Here is a 16,443-nt window from a genome sequence, read left to right as displayed (position 1 = left end):
AGATACAGATAGAGCTCGAAATCGAAGCTAATAATAATTGTAGAGTTTAACGACTGTGGAAAATCAAGGACAGCAACCATCACAACCAGTGCAGGGATCGTCTGAGCAGCAGGGGAATGGGTTTTATGGGTGGCAGTACGACCAGGACAACACTGAGATTGCGGGACCCAGGCCACCGGCGGCACCCTTGCCTCCGCGCCAGTTCGCCCCGCCATCGCAGGGTGGTCTGCCACCGTCCCAGGGAGGGATACCAACTTATCCCGAGCCCCAACCGTCGCCACAGGCATATATCCCGCATAGTTTACAGCAGCCACCAGGTGCCTATCCACCTCCCGGGCCATACCAGGAGCAGTACGTGGATATGGGCTCCACTTTGAGCTATGGTCAGGGTATGGAGTATCAGTATTTTGATGCCCCACAGCCCTCGCAGCCTATTGCTCAGTTGCGCCAGGAGCGTTTGCAGCAGTTGCGTGAAGAGCGCATGCGGCGCCAGCAGAGGCGTATGAAGGCTGATGTCACAACTATTATTCCCTGGCGTAGAAGCCCCTCCAGGCCTACTCCTCCATTGATACCGGGCAGTAAGCCCTCCTTCCCTGATGCGCCGCTTCCTTCGGGGAATAACTATTCGTCCGTTCAGGCTGGCCCCGTGGCGCCTCCACACTCTCCGCTCTCGCTTCCTGGACGTGAGGAGACCGGGCGGAAGAGTGGGCTATTGGGGATCTCACAGAAGCTGAAGACAGCGGGCACTTCGGCACAAGATACGGGAATGATCCAGAAGGCGGCCATTGGGCGCGCGACGATGATCCTGACCGTCGCTTTTGTGGGCAGTCGTGTACTGGGTCTCCTGCGTACTTCTATGTTCGCGTTTGTGTTTGGCGCGAGCAACGTCTCAGACGCTTACCTGCAGGCCTTTCTTATCCCGGACTTAATCTTTAATGTTGTCGCGGGTGGCGCTCTGAGCTCGGCTTTTATCCCCGTGTTTACCAAGCATATGGTCGCGGAGAATGATGAGAAGACAGCATGGCATATTGCTAGCTCGGCTCTGAACCTGGCCATTCTGGGCATGGTAATTCTGGCTGGTCTCGCTATCCTTTTTGCTCCAGGTCTGGTGCCGCTGTACAACCAGGGGGATGCCGCGCACCTTGCCCTGATTACCTCGTTGACGCGTATCATGCTCCTGCAATCGATTGCGCTTGGGGCGGGCGTGATTACAACCTCGGTCTTGAATGCACGCCAGAACTTCCGTATCCCCGCGATTGGTACAGTATTGTATAACGTGGGATTGATCGCCGGTCTGCTGCCTGGTTTACTCCTGGCCTTCCTGGGGAAGCGCAACGATACCTTCGCCATTTATTGTGCGACCTGGGGCGTTGTTATTGGTGCGATCTTGCAGGTAGGCATTCAAGTGCCAGCCATCTTTAAGGTGGGTATGCAGTACTCTCCTAAATCGCTTGACTGGCGAAATCCGAGCATTATTCAGATCGCGCGCCAGATGGTGCCACGTATCGTCAACGCCTCGATGCTGAGCTTTACCACCTTTGTAGACCGTAGCTTGATTGGTCTGCTTGCGGTAGGTATTGTCGTGGCCAATGCCAGGGGTGGCACAGATGGCTTAATCTCGTTGTACTACCAATCGATGCAATTGATGCTCCTGCCATTGGGGGTCTTTGGCATGTCGGTGGCGACTGCGGCCTTCCCGACGCTGGCTGAGAATTTTGTGAAGGGGCGCCTGGACCGTGTGCGTAACACGATTATGGAGACACTACGGGGTATTCTCTATATGTCGATTCCCTCAAGCGTGGCCTTGATCGTGATTGGTTTCCCCATTATTCAGGTGCTCTTGCAGCATGGTCGCTTCGACCTGCAAGCGGCACAAACCATGACAATTCCATTGGCCTTCTTCGCCTTTGGCCTGGCGGGCCTGGCGGCTGTAGAGATCCTGACGCGCTCGTTCTACGCCTTACGTGACAGTAAGACGCCAGTCATTGTGAGTATTGGTCAGTTTATCTTCAAGATCGCTCTGGCGCTGCTGCTCATCAACATCGCGGTAGCCGCGAATGGTGGGTCATCCGGTGCCACTGCCTGGGGATTGGGTGTGTTGGCCTTCTCGACGTCATTCGCGGGCTTGTTAGAGGCTATTATCCTGTTCTGGCTCTTGCACCAGCGCCTTGGTGGCTTCAACCTGCGTGACTTTGGCGCCTTTACAGGAAAGGTGCTGGGGGCCTCGGTCGCCATGGGTGCCGCGCTGCTCGTCCTCAATTTTGTGATAAGTAACTTGGTGTTCAAATGGATGGGGCATATCCCCTTCCTGGCCTGGCTGGATACGACAGCGACACCCTCGCTGGGTCTCCTGGGAACAATTGTCGCGCTGGCGAAACTGGCCGTGTTTGGCTTCGTAGCGCTCTTCGTCTACGTACGCGTGGGACGCAGGTTGGGTATTGAAGAGCTTGGCCCAGTGCGACGTGTGCTTGATCGCTTGAAGCTTTCCTGGATCTAGTCTAGCGCCTGCCTGGGTAATAGTAAGATACAGTAGCCCGCTACTTGCGTACGCGGCTACTGTATCTTACTATTACCCAGAAATAAGTTATGTGAAGGAATTACCTATGAGAAGAGTGGATGTATCTCTAGTGGGCTTTGGTGTGGTGGGGAAGGGATTGGCCCGGTTGCTGTTGACGAGACGTGAGTGGCTCCAGGAGCAACGGGGACTCGATATTCGCCTGGTGAGTGTCGCCAGTGCGCGCGCTGGTTGCATATATGCTGAGGACGGCCTGGATATCGCAGGCTTGCTGGCCTTGGCGGAGCAGCGACGCCCACTGACCGAGCTTGCGCATACTCAATATTTTTCCAGCACCCTGGCGGGAATCGAGGCCTTCAAGAGCGATATCCTGGTAGAGGCGACGGGCACGAATCTGCGAGACGGGGAGCCGGGGCTGAGCCATATTCGCGCGGCTCTCTCGCGTGGGCAGCATGTGGTGACGGCCAATAAGGGGCCAGTTGCGCTGGCTGGGATTGAGCTGCTACAACTGGCGCGCCAGAATGGAGTCCAGCTGCGCATGGAATCAACGGTTATGGCAGGGACTCCAGTCTTGAGCACGGCCCTGGAGGGGATGGCGGGCGCGCAGATCAGCGCGGCACGTGGCATCGTCAATGGGACGACCAATTATATTTTGAGTGCGATGGCCGAGGGGCGTGACTATGCCGAGGTGCTGGCGGATGCCCAGGCACGCGGCTATGCTGAGGCCGATCCCACCGCCGATGTCGAGGGCTATGATGCCGTAGCCAAGGCTATGATTCTCTCCACACTGCTCTTCCAGCAGCCTTTAGGAGCCGAGCAGGTGGCGCGAACGGGGATTACAGGGGTCACCCGCGAGCAGGTCCAGCATGCGAGTGAGGCGGGGAAGCGTATTAAGCTAATCGCCTCTGTGCGGCGTATGAGCGGTGGCGAGGTCGAGGCGCGCGTGGAACCGGTTGAATTGCCTCTCATTGACCCCCTGGCACACGTTGTGGGCGCGATGAATGCTCTTACCCTGGAGTCGGAGACGCTCTCTTCTGTGACGGTGATTGGTCCCGGCGCGGGAAGTATTGAGACGGGCCAGGGATTGCTCGCGGATATTCTTGCTATCGCAGGCGTCTAGATTTGATAGGGTAAAAAATATATTTAGAATACATTGACTAATATGGATATTTCATGGTAATCTATGGACATGAAGTTAAGTCAGTATGCCAAAAAAGCTGGAGTCACCTATAAAACCGCCTGGCGGTGGTATAAAGCCGGGACGCTCGATGCCTACCAAACGCCCACAAGGACGGTGATCGTGCGCGATCCGGTGGCGGAGAAGCCAGAGACGGGGCGCATCGCCTTGTATGCGCGCGTGTCCTCTGCTGATCAAAAAAGCGATCTCGCGCGCCAGGTGCAACGCCTGCGCGACTACGCGGCGGCCCGTGGCTACCCAGTGGCCAAAGACGTCGTCGAAATTGCATCGGGCCTCAACGACAACCGCCCGAAATTCCTCAAGCTGCTGGCCGACCCAAGTATTGGCACCATTCTTGTCGAACACCGCGATCGTGGCACCCGTTTTGGGTGGAGGTATCTCACAACGCTGCTCCAAGCCCAGGGACGCCGCATCGAAGCCATCTTTCCCCATGAGACGCAGGACGATCTCGTCGATGACGTTGTCAGCCTCATTACCAGTATGGCGGCCCGGATGTACGGCAGGCGCGGCTCTCGGCACAGAGCCGAACGCATCAAGCAGTGCGTGGAATCTCTCATGAAAGAGGAGCGGACCGAGGAGTGCGTTTGATGAGGCGTTCTTAAGAGGCAGGCAGGACCGGATCGATGCTGATTACACGCGGCTATCGCACGCAATTAGATCTCAATCACCAACAAATCACCCTCTGCAAACAGCATGCAGGCGCAGCGCGCTGGTCCTGGAATTGGGGGCTCAGACGCAAGCAAGAGGTCTATCAACAGGAGAAACGCTGGATCAGTGCGATGGAACTGCACCGGGAATTGAACACGCTCAAGCAAACCGAGATTCCCTGGATGTACGAGGTGTCAAAAGCCGCGCCGCAGGAGGCGTTACGCGATCTAGATCAAGCCTACAGGAACTTTTTCCGCCGCTGTGACCTCAAGAAAGAAGGCAAGTGGAGGGGCAAGCCGGGGTTCCCCAAGCCCAAGACCAAACGGAACGGAGTGGGCAGTTTCCGGCTGACAGGCAGTATTCATATTTACGAGCAAGCCATTGAACTGCCGCGCTTCGGACGGCTGCGCCTGCACGAGTGTGGCTATTTGCCTACCGGCGGCGTCGCTGTGCTCTCGGCCACGGTCAGTGAAAAGGCAGGGCGCTGGTTTGTCTCGGTGCAGGTGAGTGAGCAGGTGCCTGATCCCCCACAGGCAGCTGGTCCGCCGATCGGCGTGGATACCGGAATCAAAACCCTGGCCCAATGCTCCGATGGGCGTGCCATTGCCAACCCCAAAGCCCTCACATCCGAACTCAAGCGGATCAAGCGGCTGCATCGCTGGCTCTCCCGGAAACAGAAAGGGAGCAGGAACCGCGCCAAAGCCCGTCAAAAAGTAGCGCGCAAGTATGCCCGCGTCGCTTATGTGCGCGAGGATGCCCTCCACAAAGGCACAAGCCAGCTCACCCGCGCCCAACTGACGCCAGAAGAACGTGAAATCCGCAAAGCTGAGATTGCTGCTACGTTGCCAGAGCCGAAAGCCAAGGTGAAGCCAAAGCGTGGCAAGCGATCAAAAAAGGAGTCGCCCCAAGAGCCCCTGCCGAAAACCATTGCGAACAAGGTCAAAGCCAAGCAGATGAAAAAACTGCTGCGCCAGGCTTGCATCTTGGATGCCCAGAGGCGTCCTGCCGTGGTCGTGCTTGAAGATCTCAATGTGGCAGGGATGCGCACAGAACCACAAGCTGGCTCTGGCAATCAGCGATGTCGGATTAGGCGAGTTCAAGCGGCAAATGGGCTACAAAACGTTCTGGCAAGGAGAAAACCTGCTGTGGGCAGATCGCTGGTTTGCTTCCACCAAACTGTGCTCTGGCTGCAACCATATCAAAGAAGAGATAGACCTTTCAGAGCGCATCTATGTCTGCGAGCATCCGGCCTGTGGGCTGGTGATCGATCGTGACCTCAATGCCGCGCTGAACCTGGCAGCGCTGGCGATCTTGTATCTGAGCGGGCAGCCAGGTCCCTACCGGGAGTTCCTCGGGAAGGGTGAAACGCCTGTCGGAGAGGGCAGCTCTGGCTGATCCGTCGTAAGGTGGTTCAGTGAAACTGCCCTCGGTGAAGCAGGAACCGATCCGGGTGAATGTGGCTTGTCCATATTTGTCCAAGTGTCGGAGAACGGTTGTGTGTAAATCCCAACATTAAACTGAGTCTGGCCCAATTTAGGTGATAAGATCTTCAATAAACTCGACAATATCATAAACCCGAGCTCGAAAAATAGGAGAAGCTAGAAGGATAAGCTCATCATTCACCTCAATTGGGCCAGACTCATTAAACTGGTTCCTGCTCCGGCCCGGCTGTACCTCTGATCACCGTCAAAGGTACCTGCTTGTCTGGGTAAGCCTGGAAAGCCTGCATATCGTAGTGGTCGTAGTGCTCGTGGCTGACGATGATGCCGGCGAGTTGAGGCAGATCCACCAGCTCAATTCCATATGGCTCACCATGATAAAAGCCTTCTTGCTCCGAAAACCAGGGATCAGTCAACACGCGTTACCCGTCGAAGTCGATCAGCACCGTAGAATGGGCTATACGTGTAATCGTCAGTGTCTTCATAACTGTTGTCCTATCTTTTTATTGCTTGTTTGAGCAAGCTATTATCATCATATAAAAACACGCTGGGGCTCCTCGTTTTCCGCTCGCCGCCCGCCTCACAACTGGGAGAGAGCGGCAGCGGGGTTCCTGTCGCTTCGGCAACCTACAGGGTCGCTCTGATGCTGATCGCGAAGTGCCGCACAAGGGTCAGCAGGCGCTCAGGCTGCTCGATCTGTGGCAGGTGACCGGCTTCTGGGATCGGTTCAAAGCGCGCGTTGGGGAACGATTGGGCATAGACACGACCATATTCAAGGTCTGCCACGCGGTCGCTCTCTCCCCAGGCCACCAGCACGGGGATGGTCACATACCTGAGGCGACGCTGGAGCTTGGGATCACCGCCCAGCCTCTGGCGGTCATACACATAGAGCGTCTCGGTATTGGCTTTCCTGGTGGCAATCTGCTCCGGGGTGATGGTCGACGGGTCGATGCGGAAGGCTGCGGGATTATGGAAGCTGAGGGCCGCGAGCTCCTGGGGAGCCAACGTAGAGACATCAGGAACGGGATGCCCCTCTACCTGAATCCCCACGCCATTGATCAGCACGAGACCGCGAAGCCGCCGCGTGGTATCGCGCAAGGCCATCGCAGAGGCGATCCAGCCCCCGACTGAGGAGCCAATGACCAGGACGTCACGCAGGTTGAGCCGTTCCAGGAGGTCCAGATAGGCGAAGGCGAGATCATCAATACTATCGAACCACTTCGGACGTGGCTCACCTTCAAAGCCAGGATGGGTCGGCACTAGGGTGTGCGCCTTGTCCAGCCCAGCAGCGATGCCCGCCACGGTCTGCGGACCGCCACCACCATGCAAAATGAGTATGGGACGACCGCTGTTCGCTCGCTCGTCAAAGCGTATGGTCAGACCATCGGCGAAAGACTCTTTGCGTGTCTCAGGAAATGAAGTGCTCATGGAATGTAATCCTTTCTGTTGAAACCATTTCTCTTGCCTGATATTAATTGCTCAAGCAAGCAATAGAAAACGAAAAACTATCTGTGAGTGAGCAATTCTGCCACCTGGCGTGCTCTCTTGCTCGGGCAAGATCAGCGCGTCGCGGGTGACGGAACCACCTCGGTGTCGTAGCGAGCCATCAATTCCGTGAAGGCTGGCGCACCGGGAGCCATCCCTTCCTGGATGAGCTTGCTCATTTCTTCAAAGTAGTGGATATAGCGCGGAGGCGTAAACGTATTAAGGAAACGAGCGGGCCTGTCCGTCGGGTTGCTAAAGGTATGCAGAGCCCCGATGGGCACCATTACGAACGTTCCAGCGCCGGCTCGCACGGTCTCTGTCCCTGCCAGAAAATCTAATTCGCCTTCCAGGACGTAAAAGACCTCTTCATGCGCGTGATGGATATGAGCAGGAGGAGTGGGAGCATGGGGAGGCACAGTAAATTCCGCCACGCCCAGTGTTCCCCGCGTCTGCGTTCCATCTTCCTGAACGATCATTTGAATGGGACCAAGAGAGATGGCGCGTCCTTCTCCTGGTCTCAGGACGATGACACTCATAACAACATCCTTTCATTATTGCTTGCTCAAACAAGCAATGTTGCAGTTCAAAGAGCGAGGTAAAAAGCGGCGCTCTGTTCCCAGAGCGCCGCTCGCTCGCCCGTGGTCTGTCTATCGATGCTTCGCGTGTTGCCAGGGGTGCGCGAGCTCCCTCAACTTACGAGCAATCCACGCAGCATCCGCGCCAGGACGCTATACGCGGCCTCCAGATCGAAGCTGGCGTCCATGATTTTTTGCAAGGCCAGCCCATCAAAGAGCGCGAGCAGGAGCGCTGCCAGGATAGTTAGATCGACAGCGGAGCGTTCCACCCCTTCTGTCCTGGCCAGCTTCTCCAGGATCGTCCCCATGACCGAGCCAATTTCCTCCCGTCGCCGTGCCAGCCGTTCGCTCACCGCCGGGGCGATGAGGGCGTTATGCAGACCCAGGGAGAACGATTCATAGCGCAGGCGATAGATGTTTTCGTCCTGTTCAACTCGTTCCGAGATCTGCGTCAGGAAGGCGTCGAGCGATTGCTCGTCGGGTATCTGGCGGACCAGGTGCTGCATGCGTTGATGAAACTGCTGACCAGCGGCCTGCAGGGCCTCCACGAGCAACTGATCCTTGCCCCCAAAGTAATAATGCACCAGTCCAGGGGCTGCCTGGGCTTCGCGTGAGATCTCGCGCAGCGTGGTCGCGTCATAGCCCTTGGTTGCGAGCACCCTTGAGGCGGCGGCGATGATGCGCGCTCTCGTCTCTTGCGGTTCCTCAGTTTGTGGGTCTGTGGTATATTGCTTGCTCATGCAAGCAATATACCACAGAAGAAAAGTATCTGTCAGGCTTTTTGGTGACGAATTTTCTCATCAGTTCAGGAATCGGTTGCTTGTCACTACATGGGCTGGATGGGAGCAGCATGAGGATGTTTGAGGCGGGCCATGGTTGTAAATCCCAACATTAAACTGGTCCTTTTACAACAATTATCCCGGCGGGCAAACCATTCTGGAACCGCTTGCTCACCGGGATAATTGTTGGATTTTCGCCATGATAGTGTTGGGATTTACAGGTTGTGTTAAAAAGAACTGGGCTGGCAGCATGCCAGCCCAGTTCTTTTTATTTTTCTTCTTTGTCTAGTTTTCAACCGCATTCTCGCCCTTTTCCGCATATCTTCTCCGGACTGCTTAAGCTCAAGTTTATACGGGGAGCGGCGAGAAAACCACGAGGTCTTCAGCCTCGTGGATGAACGCCGCTCCTTCCTCCTATCCCTGGCTTTCAATGTACTGGTGAATAGTCTCCTGCTTGCATTCCCGATGGTGCAGCAGAAGTACCCATCACTCCAGAATGTCCTCTCTTTCCAAATTTGCCTTTTTAACGCATTGCGCATGCCTTTGCCAACATTGCATGGTCGAGATGTGTTTCCGTCTGCCGACGATGGCCAGCGGTGCGCATCTGAGGTTCGCTTTTCACCAAACAGTGAATATGATCTTGATCCACTTCAAGTGCCTCAAAAGAGACATCTGAGTGAGCTGCAATTTCCTCAAATACTTGTTTAACCTCATTTCCAGAGAAGAGAAGCAGCTTTTTCCGGTATTTGCACACGAACATCAGATGAGAGAGCTTGAGGAACCTGGCATGATGCTTTGACAGGTCATCCATGAGGATCGCGCACTCACTCTCTTCATCTTCTCAAACTTGGGAATGGGTTTCAAATCGACCTTTTTCCCGTCTATCATCATCAAAATAGCATAACCAGTAGACATACGCCCTTTGATAAAGTATTCCTGACCTCGATAACGCACTTTGTCGCATTTGCGCGCATCCCTGGATTTTTCCTGTCGGGATCCGTTGCTCGCTTCGCTTTCCTTTGGTTTGCTGATACTCTCCATCTGGAATGCATTTCTTGACAAACACCGTTTGTATCTGGAAAACAGGCCGATTTCCGCGTGTCGCAATCATGGCCGCGTCAAAACAATGTTCTTTGGGCAAACCCGCAAGCAATCGATGTTCTTTCGTCACGAAGCCCCAGGTTTCTTCCGCCTCAACCAGTTTCAACAATTGCACGCGGATGCTATTCATCTGGGTCGCGTGCAGCAAATCCCCTTTTTTCTTTCCGGTGCGCTTGAGGGGAATAGTCCCAGCGTGAAGGGCATCATGACAGGTCTTGCAGAGCGTCAAGAGCTTGCTTTCCTCATCGCTTCCGTGTTGGCTACGAAAGATGATGTGATGCACCTCGAGCCGTTGATCCTTGGATTTCCCCTGGCAGTGTTGACAGGTGTAGCCATCCCGTGTGAGCACATAGGCTTTGGTATTGGCAAAACCGTAATTGATGCCCTTCTGATAGAGCCACTTCTTTCGCACTACCTCCGGGTTTTTGAGCGCATGTGTGTCAAAGGTTCCTGTTTCCAGCACAATGGACGAGATTGGCAACAAGGAGTGCGCAAAGTGGATTTCTCGCAGATGGGCGTCGATCTTGCTTCTCATGGTTGGGGAGAATCGCCCAGTCTTGATGGAATTCCTCCGATGTAACCAGCGTGCAGGCCGATAGCGTGTCTTTCGGTTGCGGCGATCTCGACGATGGGTGGCTCGTTCTTTCATCGTCGTGGCAATATCATTGCGCACTTCCACTTCAGAAAGATACAAGATGCTGCCCTGTTCCATCCGCGACAGCCGAACCAATCACCGCACTCCCGGTATCCACTCCCAAGGTCAAGGGTTGGGTGTAGGTACGCTCTGGCTGTACAGACAACTTGATCGTAAAAGGGGTTCTGCGGACGACTTTGGCCTTTCCCTCTTTGAGCAACAAACGGGCAATCGCAGCAGAGCAAGGCATAAGCGGCGTCCTATCTGGTGAGAGGACATAGACCATGTTCAGACGATTCCTTTCGGAAAAATGCTCCGGCAAGCGCCGGGTGATGCGTATCCCTGCACTGTGACCATGCAGGGAATCCGACCTCATCTCGACAGTGTTCAAAAGGCTTTTTGCACCTGGATCACCGGGCCTTTCCTCAGCCCTACTTAAACCCAGACGACAGAGCAGCGGTCTGATGCGTCAACCGCAGGTGTCATGACCTTTCAAACGGTCTCATCATTTCTGATGAGGAGTCTGGTGAACTTGAGCTTCCTAAAAAGCTCCCAAACCGCAGACCCGACGACTTCCGAAGAAGCCGCTGCGTCTTCAGCTCAGTGGTAGTTCACTCTAGCTCTTTTGAGGGGGTAAGCGCGCGCATACCAGGAATTTCGAAGCGAAGGCGCACGCTCCCGAAGGCGATCCAGTCGCCATGTTGCAGGAGTTCTGCCTTGAGCGGAGTGAGCACAAGTTCGCCAAGGCGTGTCTTATTATGGCTCTTAATATCCTCGATATAGAAGAAGGTCTCCTCGAAGCGAATGCGCGCGTGCTGGCGCGAGACGGTCTTGGTGAGATCGAGAGAACTGAGATCGATATCCGGAGTATAGCCCCGTTTAGGATCAACACGCCCAATAATGACATTTTTTCCGGTGATGGGTAGGCGTTCTTGCAGCTTGCCAGCCTTCTCGTAGCGCAGGTAGGCATAGATGCTTTGTTCCTCGGCCAGGGCGCGGATGGCAGGTAGCGGCAACGACTGCGCGAGGTCGGAGCTTTGGCGCTGGGTCTGTGGAGGCGTGTGCGGTGTAGAGAGCGCCATTTCGCTGGTGAGAGAGCTGCTGGGACGGCCCTGGTCGGCATCGCGTAGTGTCTCCTCGAACTCAATGGGCCTGGTGGCTGGCGGGAGGGCAACGCTTTGTAGCGCCTTGAGGAAGGCATTGACATTGGCGAAGCGGCGACCAGGTTCCTTGGACATGGCGCAGTCGACGACGGCCTGCAATTCATCTGGCATATTATACATATACTGTTTCATGCGTGGTACCCCGGTCGTACCCTGCATGACACCTGTCTCGGCAGGTGTATGACCCACGAAGGGGATGCGCCCTGTGACCAGTTCAAAGAGCAGAATGCCTAATAGATAGATATCGCTCCAGGGGCCAACAGGCTGGCTTTTGAGGTGCTCAGGAGAGGCATAGCGTGGATCGATTGCGACAAGGCTATCGCTGGCTGTACTATTGGAGGTTCCCAGCGCTCTGAGGAGTTCACGCAGGCCAATATCATCGAGACGAACACGATCTGTGAGACCGTTGTTGTCCATGAAGGTCTCGACAGTAACAAACTGGGGGCGTAGATCCAGGGCCGCGATATGTGCTTCGTGCAGGACCTTGACACCCAGCGCAAGCTGGCGAATAAGATCAAGCGAGCGCGGAAGATCGATGTTCTCATTGTCCATAGCGTGCCGCAGGGTCACGCCACGTGGTGGATCGGTAGCGATAAAGATGCGATTATTATCGACGCCCCAATCGGAGATATGAAGTAGATGCGGTGAGGCGTGCGCCCGGCGTTGTGCCAGGGGCTGGAGCACCTGTTGGATCACATGTGGAGGGACGTTTGGTGGACAATGCAGTACATAGAGACCAACAACATCATTTGTATTGCGATTATAGGCCGTGTAGGTTGTCAGTATGCCATCGCTACTGAGAATTTGCCCTGTCCGATAGATGCCGCCAATAAGACGCGTATCACGCTGAGACATGCCAGCCCCTCCAATGTAGAAGATGTTACCTTGCTAAAACAGTATATACCGATGGCCGCATCTTGTACAGCTACAGGCAGAAATGGACCTTCCTCAAGCGAGAAACCCGCTTTCGAGATTGCTATTTTTTAGTGGGGGCAAGCTTTTCCCCTTCATTATGCATGTGCCAATGTTCCTGCCCATTTTGATCGCAGTACCATTCGCCCCATTCCGCCATCTGGAGCAGTAATGGCTCTAAGCTCCGTCCGAGCTCTGTTAGTGAATATTCGACCTTGGGAGGTACCTGAGCATAGACCTCGCGATGGAGCGCTCCCGCCTGTTCTAACTCTCGTAATTGCATCGTGAGCATTTGCTGGGTAGCTCCAGGAATGAGCCGCCGTAACTCGCCAAAGCGCCTGGTTCCGCTAAGCAAATGCCAGACAATCATCGGCTTCCATTTTCCACCGATGATTGAAAGCGTCACTTCGACCGGACATTCTATGGCTTTCAGCATCTGCTTCATTGCTTATCCCTCCCAATAGTATGGTTTTATATACTACGTCAGATAAAATTGCGTACTTGTTTCTTTCACGTCTATCATCTATTTTAATTCTATCAAGAAGAGTGAGAGATGACAAGCGTCTTCTACATTTCACCTGGCTATTTTCTGTTGCTCACTATTGCCTGGATGGACCTGGGAAGAGGTAGTAGCGAAGTTATGGCTAGAATGCTTCTCGTTTGACAAGAGTTGAAAAGGAGATCTTTATGAAAACGGTACGCATTGCCTCATTGATTGCACGAAGCGCCTTCATGCTTGCCATGCTGCTAGGGCTTTTACTCTGGATCGCTCAGATATTAGATCTTTATATGCTTCTGAGGATACTGCTACAGATAGGTATGACTTACATTCACGAGATACTCGGCATTACAGGCACTCTGGCCTTTATCATCCTTGCGTTTGTGGCTGTCTGGAAGCGCGAACTCCGGCTGCTAGGTATATTCAGCATGGTCTATGCGATTCTGGTAGTGGCCTTTGGCGTGACGCAGTCGCGGATTCTCGTGGGCAATCTACACTGGTTGATCCAGGTTGCTCACCTGCTGATTGGCATCGGCGCGATGTACCTGGCACGAGGAGTAGAGCGGCGCTATCGTCGCCTCACGCAGTCAGGGTTAGGACGCCAGAACTCAGAGGCATCTGTGTTGCAGGTTATGTGATTTTACCATGATCAGGCAGCCGAGCGATGATTCATCACTGCTCAGCCTGCACCAAACTAGATATAAAGAAAGAGAGATAATAATGGCAACTTATGACCCAATGAATACTCCGCTACAGCAACAGATCGATGCGTTTATAGCCCAGACGTGGGACCAGATATCCGCATCCATGCGTGAACAATTACTGCGCCCTATCCAACAAATTATCGCATCTAGAGGGGCTGAGAAGGCCCTCAAAGAGGGTGAACGGGTACCGGATTTTACGCTGCCCGATGCTCTTGGTCGCCCCGTGTCACTCTCAGACCTGCTCAAGCAAGGGCCAGTTGTCGTGACTTTCTATCGAGGCGCCTGGTGTCCATACTGCAATCTGGAATTGCGTGCTTATCAGCAGGCCTTGCCGCAGTTGCAGGCGCTGGGTGCTTCTCTGGTCGCGATTTCTCCACAGACGCCAGATCAGAGCCTTTCGCTGGCGGAGAAGAACGCTTTGACCTTTGAGGTTTTAAGCGATGTTGGCAACCAGGTTGCGCGAGAATATGGTCTCGTTTTTCGCATTGATGAGGCTGTGCATGCGGCATATCAGCAGATTGGTGCCGATCTGCCCGCCTACAACGGCGACGCATCGTGGGAACTGCCGATACCAGGAACCTTCCTGATTGATCAGTCGGGAACGGTAAGCCTGGCCTTCGTTGATCCGAACTTTATTCATCGTCTTGATCCGGCCATCATCATTACACAGCTCAAACAGCGCAAGGGTGAGCTGAGCTTGTAAGATTGGAAGTCCGCATACAGCTTGAATTTGCAAAGGAGCGCACTATGTTTCAAATTATCGGCCTTGACCATATCGCTTTGACCGTTAGAGATCAAGAACGTTCGCTGGAATGGTATCACCAGATATTGGGGATGGAGCGACGACACGAGGAGGCTAAGGGCGCGGATGATCCGGTCTTTGCGTGCGTAGGGGACTCGTGCCTGGCACTCTTTCCATCTGAGACGACCGATCCGCTTCCTAATCCAGGTCATGATGTGATTACCATGCGCCACTTTGCGTTTCGGCTTGACTGGCTCAACTTTGAGCGGGCGCAGGTCGAACTTCGTAAACAGGATATTCCCTTTCGCTTTGCGGATCACACGATTGCGCACTCGATTTACCTCTCTGATCCTGATGGTCATAGAGTCGAGCTGACAACCTACGAGCTTGCCTGAGGTATCCGTTGGTCGAGGCGTTGTGTCGGCCAAAAAAGCAAGAGCAGCCCTGGCGTATTGGTACGCGCCAGGGCTGCTCCTGATTGACTGCTTATTTATAGAGCTTGGAGTCGACGTATTGTTTGATGAGATCCCAGTTGTTACCCTTGGGGATCAGGATACTTTGTCCATCGTTCGAGGTGCTGGAGGTCAGAACGTTATCGTAGCTGAGACCGATCCGCGCAGTCTGTGGGTTGTTGAGGTCCATCTTCATGGTAAAGAGACCCAGGTCGGCGAGCGACATGTTAGTATAGATGGCCTTTTGCAGGGCATCCATCGCGTTGAAGAGGCTGGGCCAGCTGGAGATCTGCTTCATCTTTGCCAGGGCTGTCTTGATGATAAGCTGCTGGCGGATGGAGCGAGCGAAGTCGGTGCCCTCGGCGGGATTGTCGGTCACATAGCGGGAGCGGGCGTAGCGGATCGCGGTCTCCCCATCCATGTGTTGCATGCCCTTATTGAAGTGGACAGTAATCCAACTGGCATCAACGTTGGGGTCATCGTTTTTGGGATAGTTCGAGGTAAACGAATCAGGCACATATACATCAATGCCGCCAAGAGCGTTGATCAGATCGCGGAATCCATTGAAGTCGATCAGCATCCAATTCTTAACATCGAGACCAGTAATGGAAGAGAGCTTGGTCGCTGCCGTGTCTCCGCCAGCTCCGCGATCGGCGCCATTGTTGGAGCCTACCTGGTAGACGGTATTGAGCTTGGCATAGTTGCCGGAATTGGAGGGTACCTGCACCCAGAGATCGCGCGGCACTGAGACCAGCGAGGTATGCTGATTGCTGGGTGTCATGCTAATGACCACCATGGAGTCCGTCAGGTTAGCACCATCGTGAGCACCACCGCCATAGCCCATAACGAGCAGGTTGACGCGGTCGCCGGTATTCATATAGCCTGTCTGCGTGGAGAGTGCAACCTTGTCCGTCGAAATGGCTGAGCCAAAGGCCAGGACACGCTGACCCGTGTAGGCCCCGGTGCAGAGCAGGATAATGAGAAGAATTCCCACTATCAGGCAGCCGGGCGCACAACCAGAGCGTCTGCGCTTCGCTGGCCGGGGCGCGGAACCGGGCAGTTTTTCTCCGTTTTGCGCCTGCGAATAAGGGGGCGCGCCAGGAGGATAGATTCCTGGGCGAGGAGTATAGGTTGGGGGAACTGGTCCGCCCTGTTGAGGGTAGCGTGGCCCCGCATTGTGTGAGGGGTTATGTGGTCGCCCCTGTGGCGGTTGGTTGGGCTGTTGGCGGGGGGGAACATTAGCGTTATTGAAATTGCCCAGCACAAGCTTACCCGGGGGGGTCTCAGGCTGTGGTCGATTCTGAGATCCTCCAGGTGGATAGGGGCGTGCGGGCATTGTATGATCGTCGTAGTAGTTATTATCTGACATGTATAATCAACTCTTTTCTGATCAAAATGAATGAGAAGGATAAAAGCGCTTTGAAAGTAAGTTATACCAAATTTAATGACTCTATCTTCCAGGTAATAAGATCTTATTCCGAAACCCAACGTCACTTGCGTGACTAGCGCTTCGCGCTCAGGGTTTTCGGATCAGAAGTAGCTAGATTTTTGTAAAGAAAGAACATCCTCTACAAAGATAAACGCATTGGCGCGTAAG

Annotated in this window: 15 protein-coding genes and 3 pseudogenes; 9 read left to right on the top strand and 9 right to left on the bottom strand. The window is 54.4% G+C overall.

Annotated features, from left to right (window positions below; translation table 11 throughout):
- Positions 1–55: 55 nt before the first annotated feature.
- From murJ to KRAC_RS78135, 6 genes and pseudogenes are all read left to right on the top strand, one after another.
- The gene (gene murJ, locus KRAC_RS06460) at positions 56–2,497 is read left to right on the top strand and encodes a murein biosynthesis integral membrane protein MurJ (protein WP_007905390.1); all 2,442 of its coding nucleotides are present in this window, start codon (positions 56–58) and stop codon (positions 2,495–2,497) included.
- Between the two features lie 106 nt (positions 2,498–2,603).
- Entirely contained in the window at positions 2,604–3,635 is a 1,032-nt protein-coding gene (locus KRAC_RS06455) for a homoserine dehydrogenase (protein ID WP_007905389.1), read from the top strand.
- A 63-nt stretch (positions 3,636–3,698) separates the two neighbouring features.
- Positions 3,699–4,301 (top strand): IS607 family transposase, encoded by a 603-nt coding sequence (locus KRAC_RS06450; protein ID WP_007905388.1) that lies wholly within the window; start codon positions 3,699–3,701, stop codon positions 4,299–4,301.
- Positions 4,302–4,336: 35 nt separating this feature from the next.
- Positions 4,337–5,362 (top strand): annotated as a pseudogene (locus KRAC_RS60935) (RNA-guided endonuclease InsQ/TnpB family protein); the annotation flags it as partial.
- Positions 5,349–5,597 (top strand): annotated as a pseudogene (locus tag KRAC_RS79000) (hypothetical protein); the annotation flags it as partial. The pseudogenes KRAC_RS60935 and KRAC_RS79000, both read left to right, overlap by 14 nt.
- 24 nt (positions 5,598–5,621) lie before the next feature.
- Positions 5,622–5,756: a hypothetical protein gene (locus KRAC_RS78135; protein WP_274532122.1), complete on the top strand. Its 135-nt coding sequence runs from the start codon at positions 5,622–5,624 to the stop codon at positions 5,754–5,756.
- Positions 5,757–6,003: 247 nt separating this feature from the next.
- Here KRAC_RS78135 and KRAC_RS06440 read toward each other — a convergent pair whose 3' ends face one another.
- The 8 genes and pseudogenes from KRAC_RS06440 to KRAC_RS06405 form a co-directional block, all read right to left on the bottom strand.
- Positions 6,004–6,219, bottom strand: coding sequence for an MBL fold metallo-hydrolase (locus tag KRAC_RS06440; protein WP_075164180.1), 216 nt, complete (start codon positions 6,217–6,219; stop codon positions 6,004–6,006).
- A gap of 208 nt (positions 6,220–6,427) precedes the next feature.
- Positions 6,428–7,228, bottom strand: a complete 801-nt coding sequence (locus KRAC_RS06435) for an alpha/beta fold hydrolase (RefSeq protein ID WP_007905384.1) — start codon at positions 7,226–7,228, stop codon at positions 6,428–6,430.
- Between the two features lie 131 nt (positions 7,229–7,359).
- Complete coding sequence (locus KRAC_RS06430) at positions 7,360–7,821, bottom strand: cupin domain-containing protein (protein ID WP_007905382.1); 462 nt, start codon at positions 7,819–7,821, stop codon at positions 7,360–7,362.
- A gap of 152 nt (positions 7,822–7,973) precedes the next feature.
- A complete protein-coding gene (locus KRAC_RS06425) occupies positions 7,974–8,600 on the bottom strand; it encodes a TetR/AcrR family transcriptional regulator (RefSeq protein WP_007905381.1) in 627 nt (208 codons plus the stop codon).
- A gap of 562 nt (positions 8,601–9,162) precedes the next feature.
- On the bottom strand, positions 9,163–9,450 hold the full coding sequence (locus KRAC_RS65420) for a transposase (protein ID WP_157506331.1): 288 nt from the start codon (positions 9,448–9,450) through the stop codon (positions 9,163–9,165).
- Positions 9,399–10,666: pseudogene (iscB, locus tag KRAC_RS06415) on the bottom strand (RNA-guided endonuclease IscB). The gene KRAC_RS65420 and the pseudogene iscB overlap by 52 nt, the downstream one beginning before the upstream one ends.
- 319 nt (positions 10,667–10,985) lie before the next feature.
- Positions 10,986–12,392 (bottom strand): protein kinase domain-containing protein, encoded by a 1,407-nt coding sequence (locus KRAC_RS06410; RefSeq protein ID WP_007905380.1) that lies wholly within the window; start codon positions 12,390–12,392, stop codon positions 10,986–10,988.
- 121 nt (positions 12,393–12,513) lie between these two features.
- Positions 12,514–12,894 carry a winged helix-turn-helix transcriptional regulator gene (locus KRAC_RS06405; protein ID WP_007905379.1) on the bottom strand — a complete coding sequence of 127 codons (381 nt, stop codon included), beginning with the start codon at positions 12,892–12,894 and terminating at the stop codon, positions 12,514–12,516.
- Between the two features lie 242 nt (positions 12,895–13,136).
- Between KRAC_RS06405 and KRAC_RS06400 the strand changes: the two genes are divergently transcribed.
- From KRAC_RS06400 to KRAC_RS06390, 3 genes are all read left to right on the top strand, one after another.
- Positions 13,137–13,586 (top strand): hypothetical protein, encoded by a 450-nt coding sequence (locus tag KRAC_RS06400; RefSeq protein WP_007905378.1) that lies wholly within the window; start codon positions 13,137–13,139, stop codon positions 13,584–13,586.
- Between the two features lie 82 nt (positions 13,587–13,668).
- A complete protein-coding gene (locus tag KRAC_RS06395) occupies positions 13,669–14,355 on the top strand; it encodes a peroxiredoxin-like family protein (RefSeq protein WP_007905377.1) in 687 nt (228 codons plus the stop codon).
- A 44-nt stretch (positions 14,356–14,399) separates the two neighbouring features.
- Positions 14,400–14,789, top strand: a complete 390-nt coding sequence (locus tag KRAC_RS06390) for a VOC family protein (protein WP_007905376.1) — start codon at positions 14,400–14,402, stop codon at positions 14,787–14,789.
- Positions 14,790–14,880: 91 nt separating this feature from the next.
- Here the strand turns inward: KRAC_RS06390 and KRAC_RS06385 are convergent, their stop codons facing one another.
- Positions 14,881–16,215, bottom strand: a complete 1,335-nt coding sequence (locus KRAC_RS06385) for an LCP family protein (protein ID WP_007905375.1) — start codon at positions 16,213–16,215, stop codon at positions 14,881–14,883.
- Positions 16,216–16,443: the final 228 nt, after the last annotated feature.

The sequence above is a fragment of the Ktedonobacter racemifer DSM 44963 genome (genome assembly GCF_000178855.1).
Lineage (GTDB): Bacteria > Chloroflexota > Ktedonobacteria > Ktedonobacterales > Ktedonobacteraceae > Ktedonobacter > Ktedonobacter racemifer.
Note: the sequence above shows the minus strand (reverse complement) of the source record. Positions and strands in the feature narration are given on the sequence as shown.

What these genes read in the sequence shown, in the direction of transcription:
- KRAC_RS06455 (WP_007905389.1), top strand. Translation starts at nt 2,604, where the DNA reads ATGAGAAGAGTGGATGTATCTCTAGTGGGCTTTGGTGTGGTGGGGAAG.
- KRAC_RS06450 (WP_007905388.1), top strand. Translation starts at nt 3,699, where the DNA reads ATGGACATGAAGTTAAGTCAGTATGCCAAAAAAGCTGGAGTCACCTAT.
- KRAC_RS06435 (WP_007905384.1), bottom strand. Translation starts at nt 7,228, where the DNA reads ATGAGCACTTCATTTCCTGAGACACGCAAAGAGTCTTTCGCCGATGGT.
- KRAC_RS06430 (WP_007905382.1), bottom strand. Translation starts at nt 7,821, where the DNA reads ATGAGTGTCATCGTCCTGAGACCAGGAGAAGGACGCGCCATCTCTCTT.
- KRAC_RS06425 (WP_007905381.1), bottom strand. Translation starts at nt 8,600, where the DNA reads ATGAGCAAGCAATATACCACAGACCCACAAACTGAGGAACCGCAAGAG.
- KRAC_RS65420 (WP_157506331.1), bottom strand. Translation starts at nt 9,450, where the DNA reads ATGGATGACCTGTCAAAGCATCATGCCAGGTTCCTCAAGCTCTCTCAT.
- KRAC_RS06410 (WP_007905380.1), bottom strand. Translation starts at nt 12,392, where the DNA reads ATGTCTCAGCGTGATACGCGTCTTATTGGCGGCATCTATCGGACAGGG.
- KRAC_RS06405 (WP_007905379.1), bottom strand. Translation starts at nt 12,894, where the DNA reads ATGAAGCAGATGCTGAAAGCCATAGAATGTCCGGTCGAAGTGACGCTT.
- KRAC_RS06400 (WP_007905378.1), top strand. Translation starts at nt 13,137, where the DNA reads ATGAAAACGGTACGCATTGCCTCATTGATTGCACGAAGCGCCTTCATG.
- KRAC_RS06395 (WP_007905377.1), top strand. Translation starts at nt 13,669, where the DNA reads ATGGCAACTTATGACCCAATGAATACTCCGCTACAGCAACAGATCGAT.
- KRAC_RS06390 (WP_007905376.1), top strand. Translation starts at nt 14,400, where the DNA reads ATGTTTCAAATTATCGGCCTTGACCATATCGCTTTGACCGTTAGAGAT.
- KRAC_RS06385 (WP_007905375.1), bottom strand. Translation starts at nt 16,215, where the DNA reads ATGTCAGATAATAACTACTACGACGATCATACAATGCCCGCACGCCCC.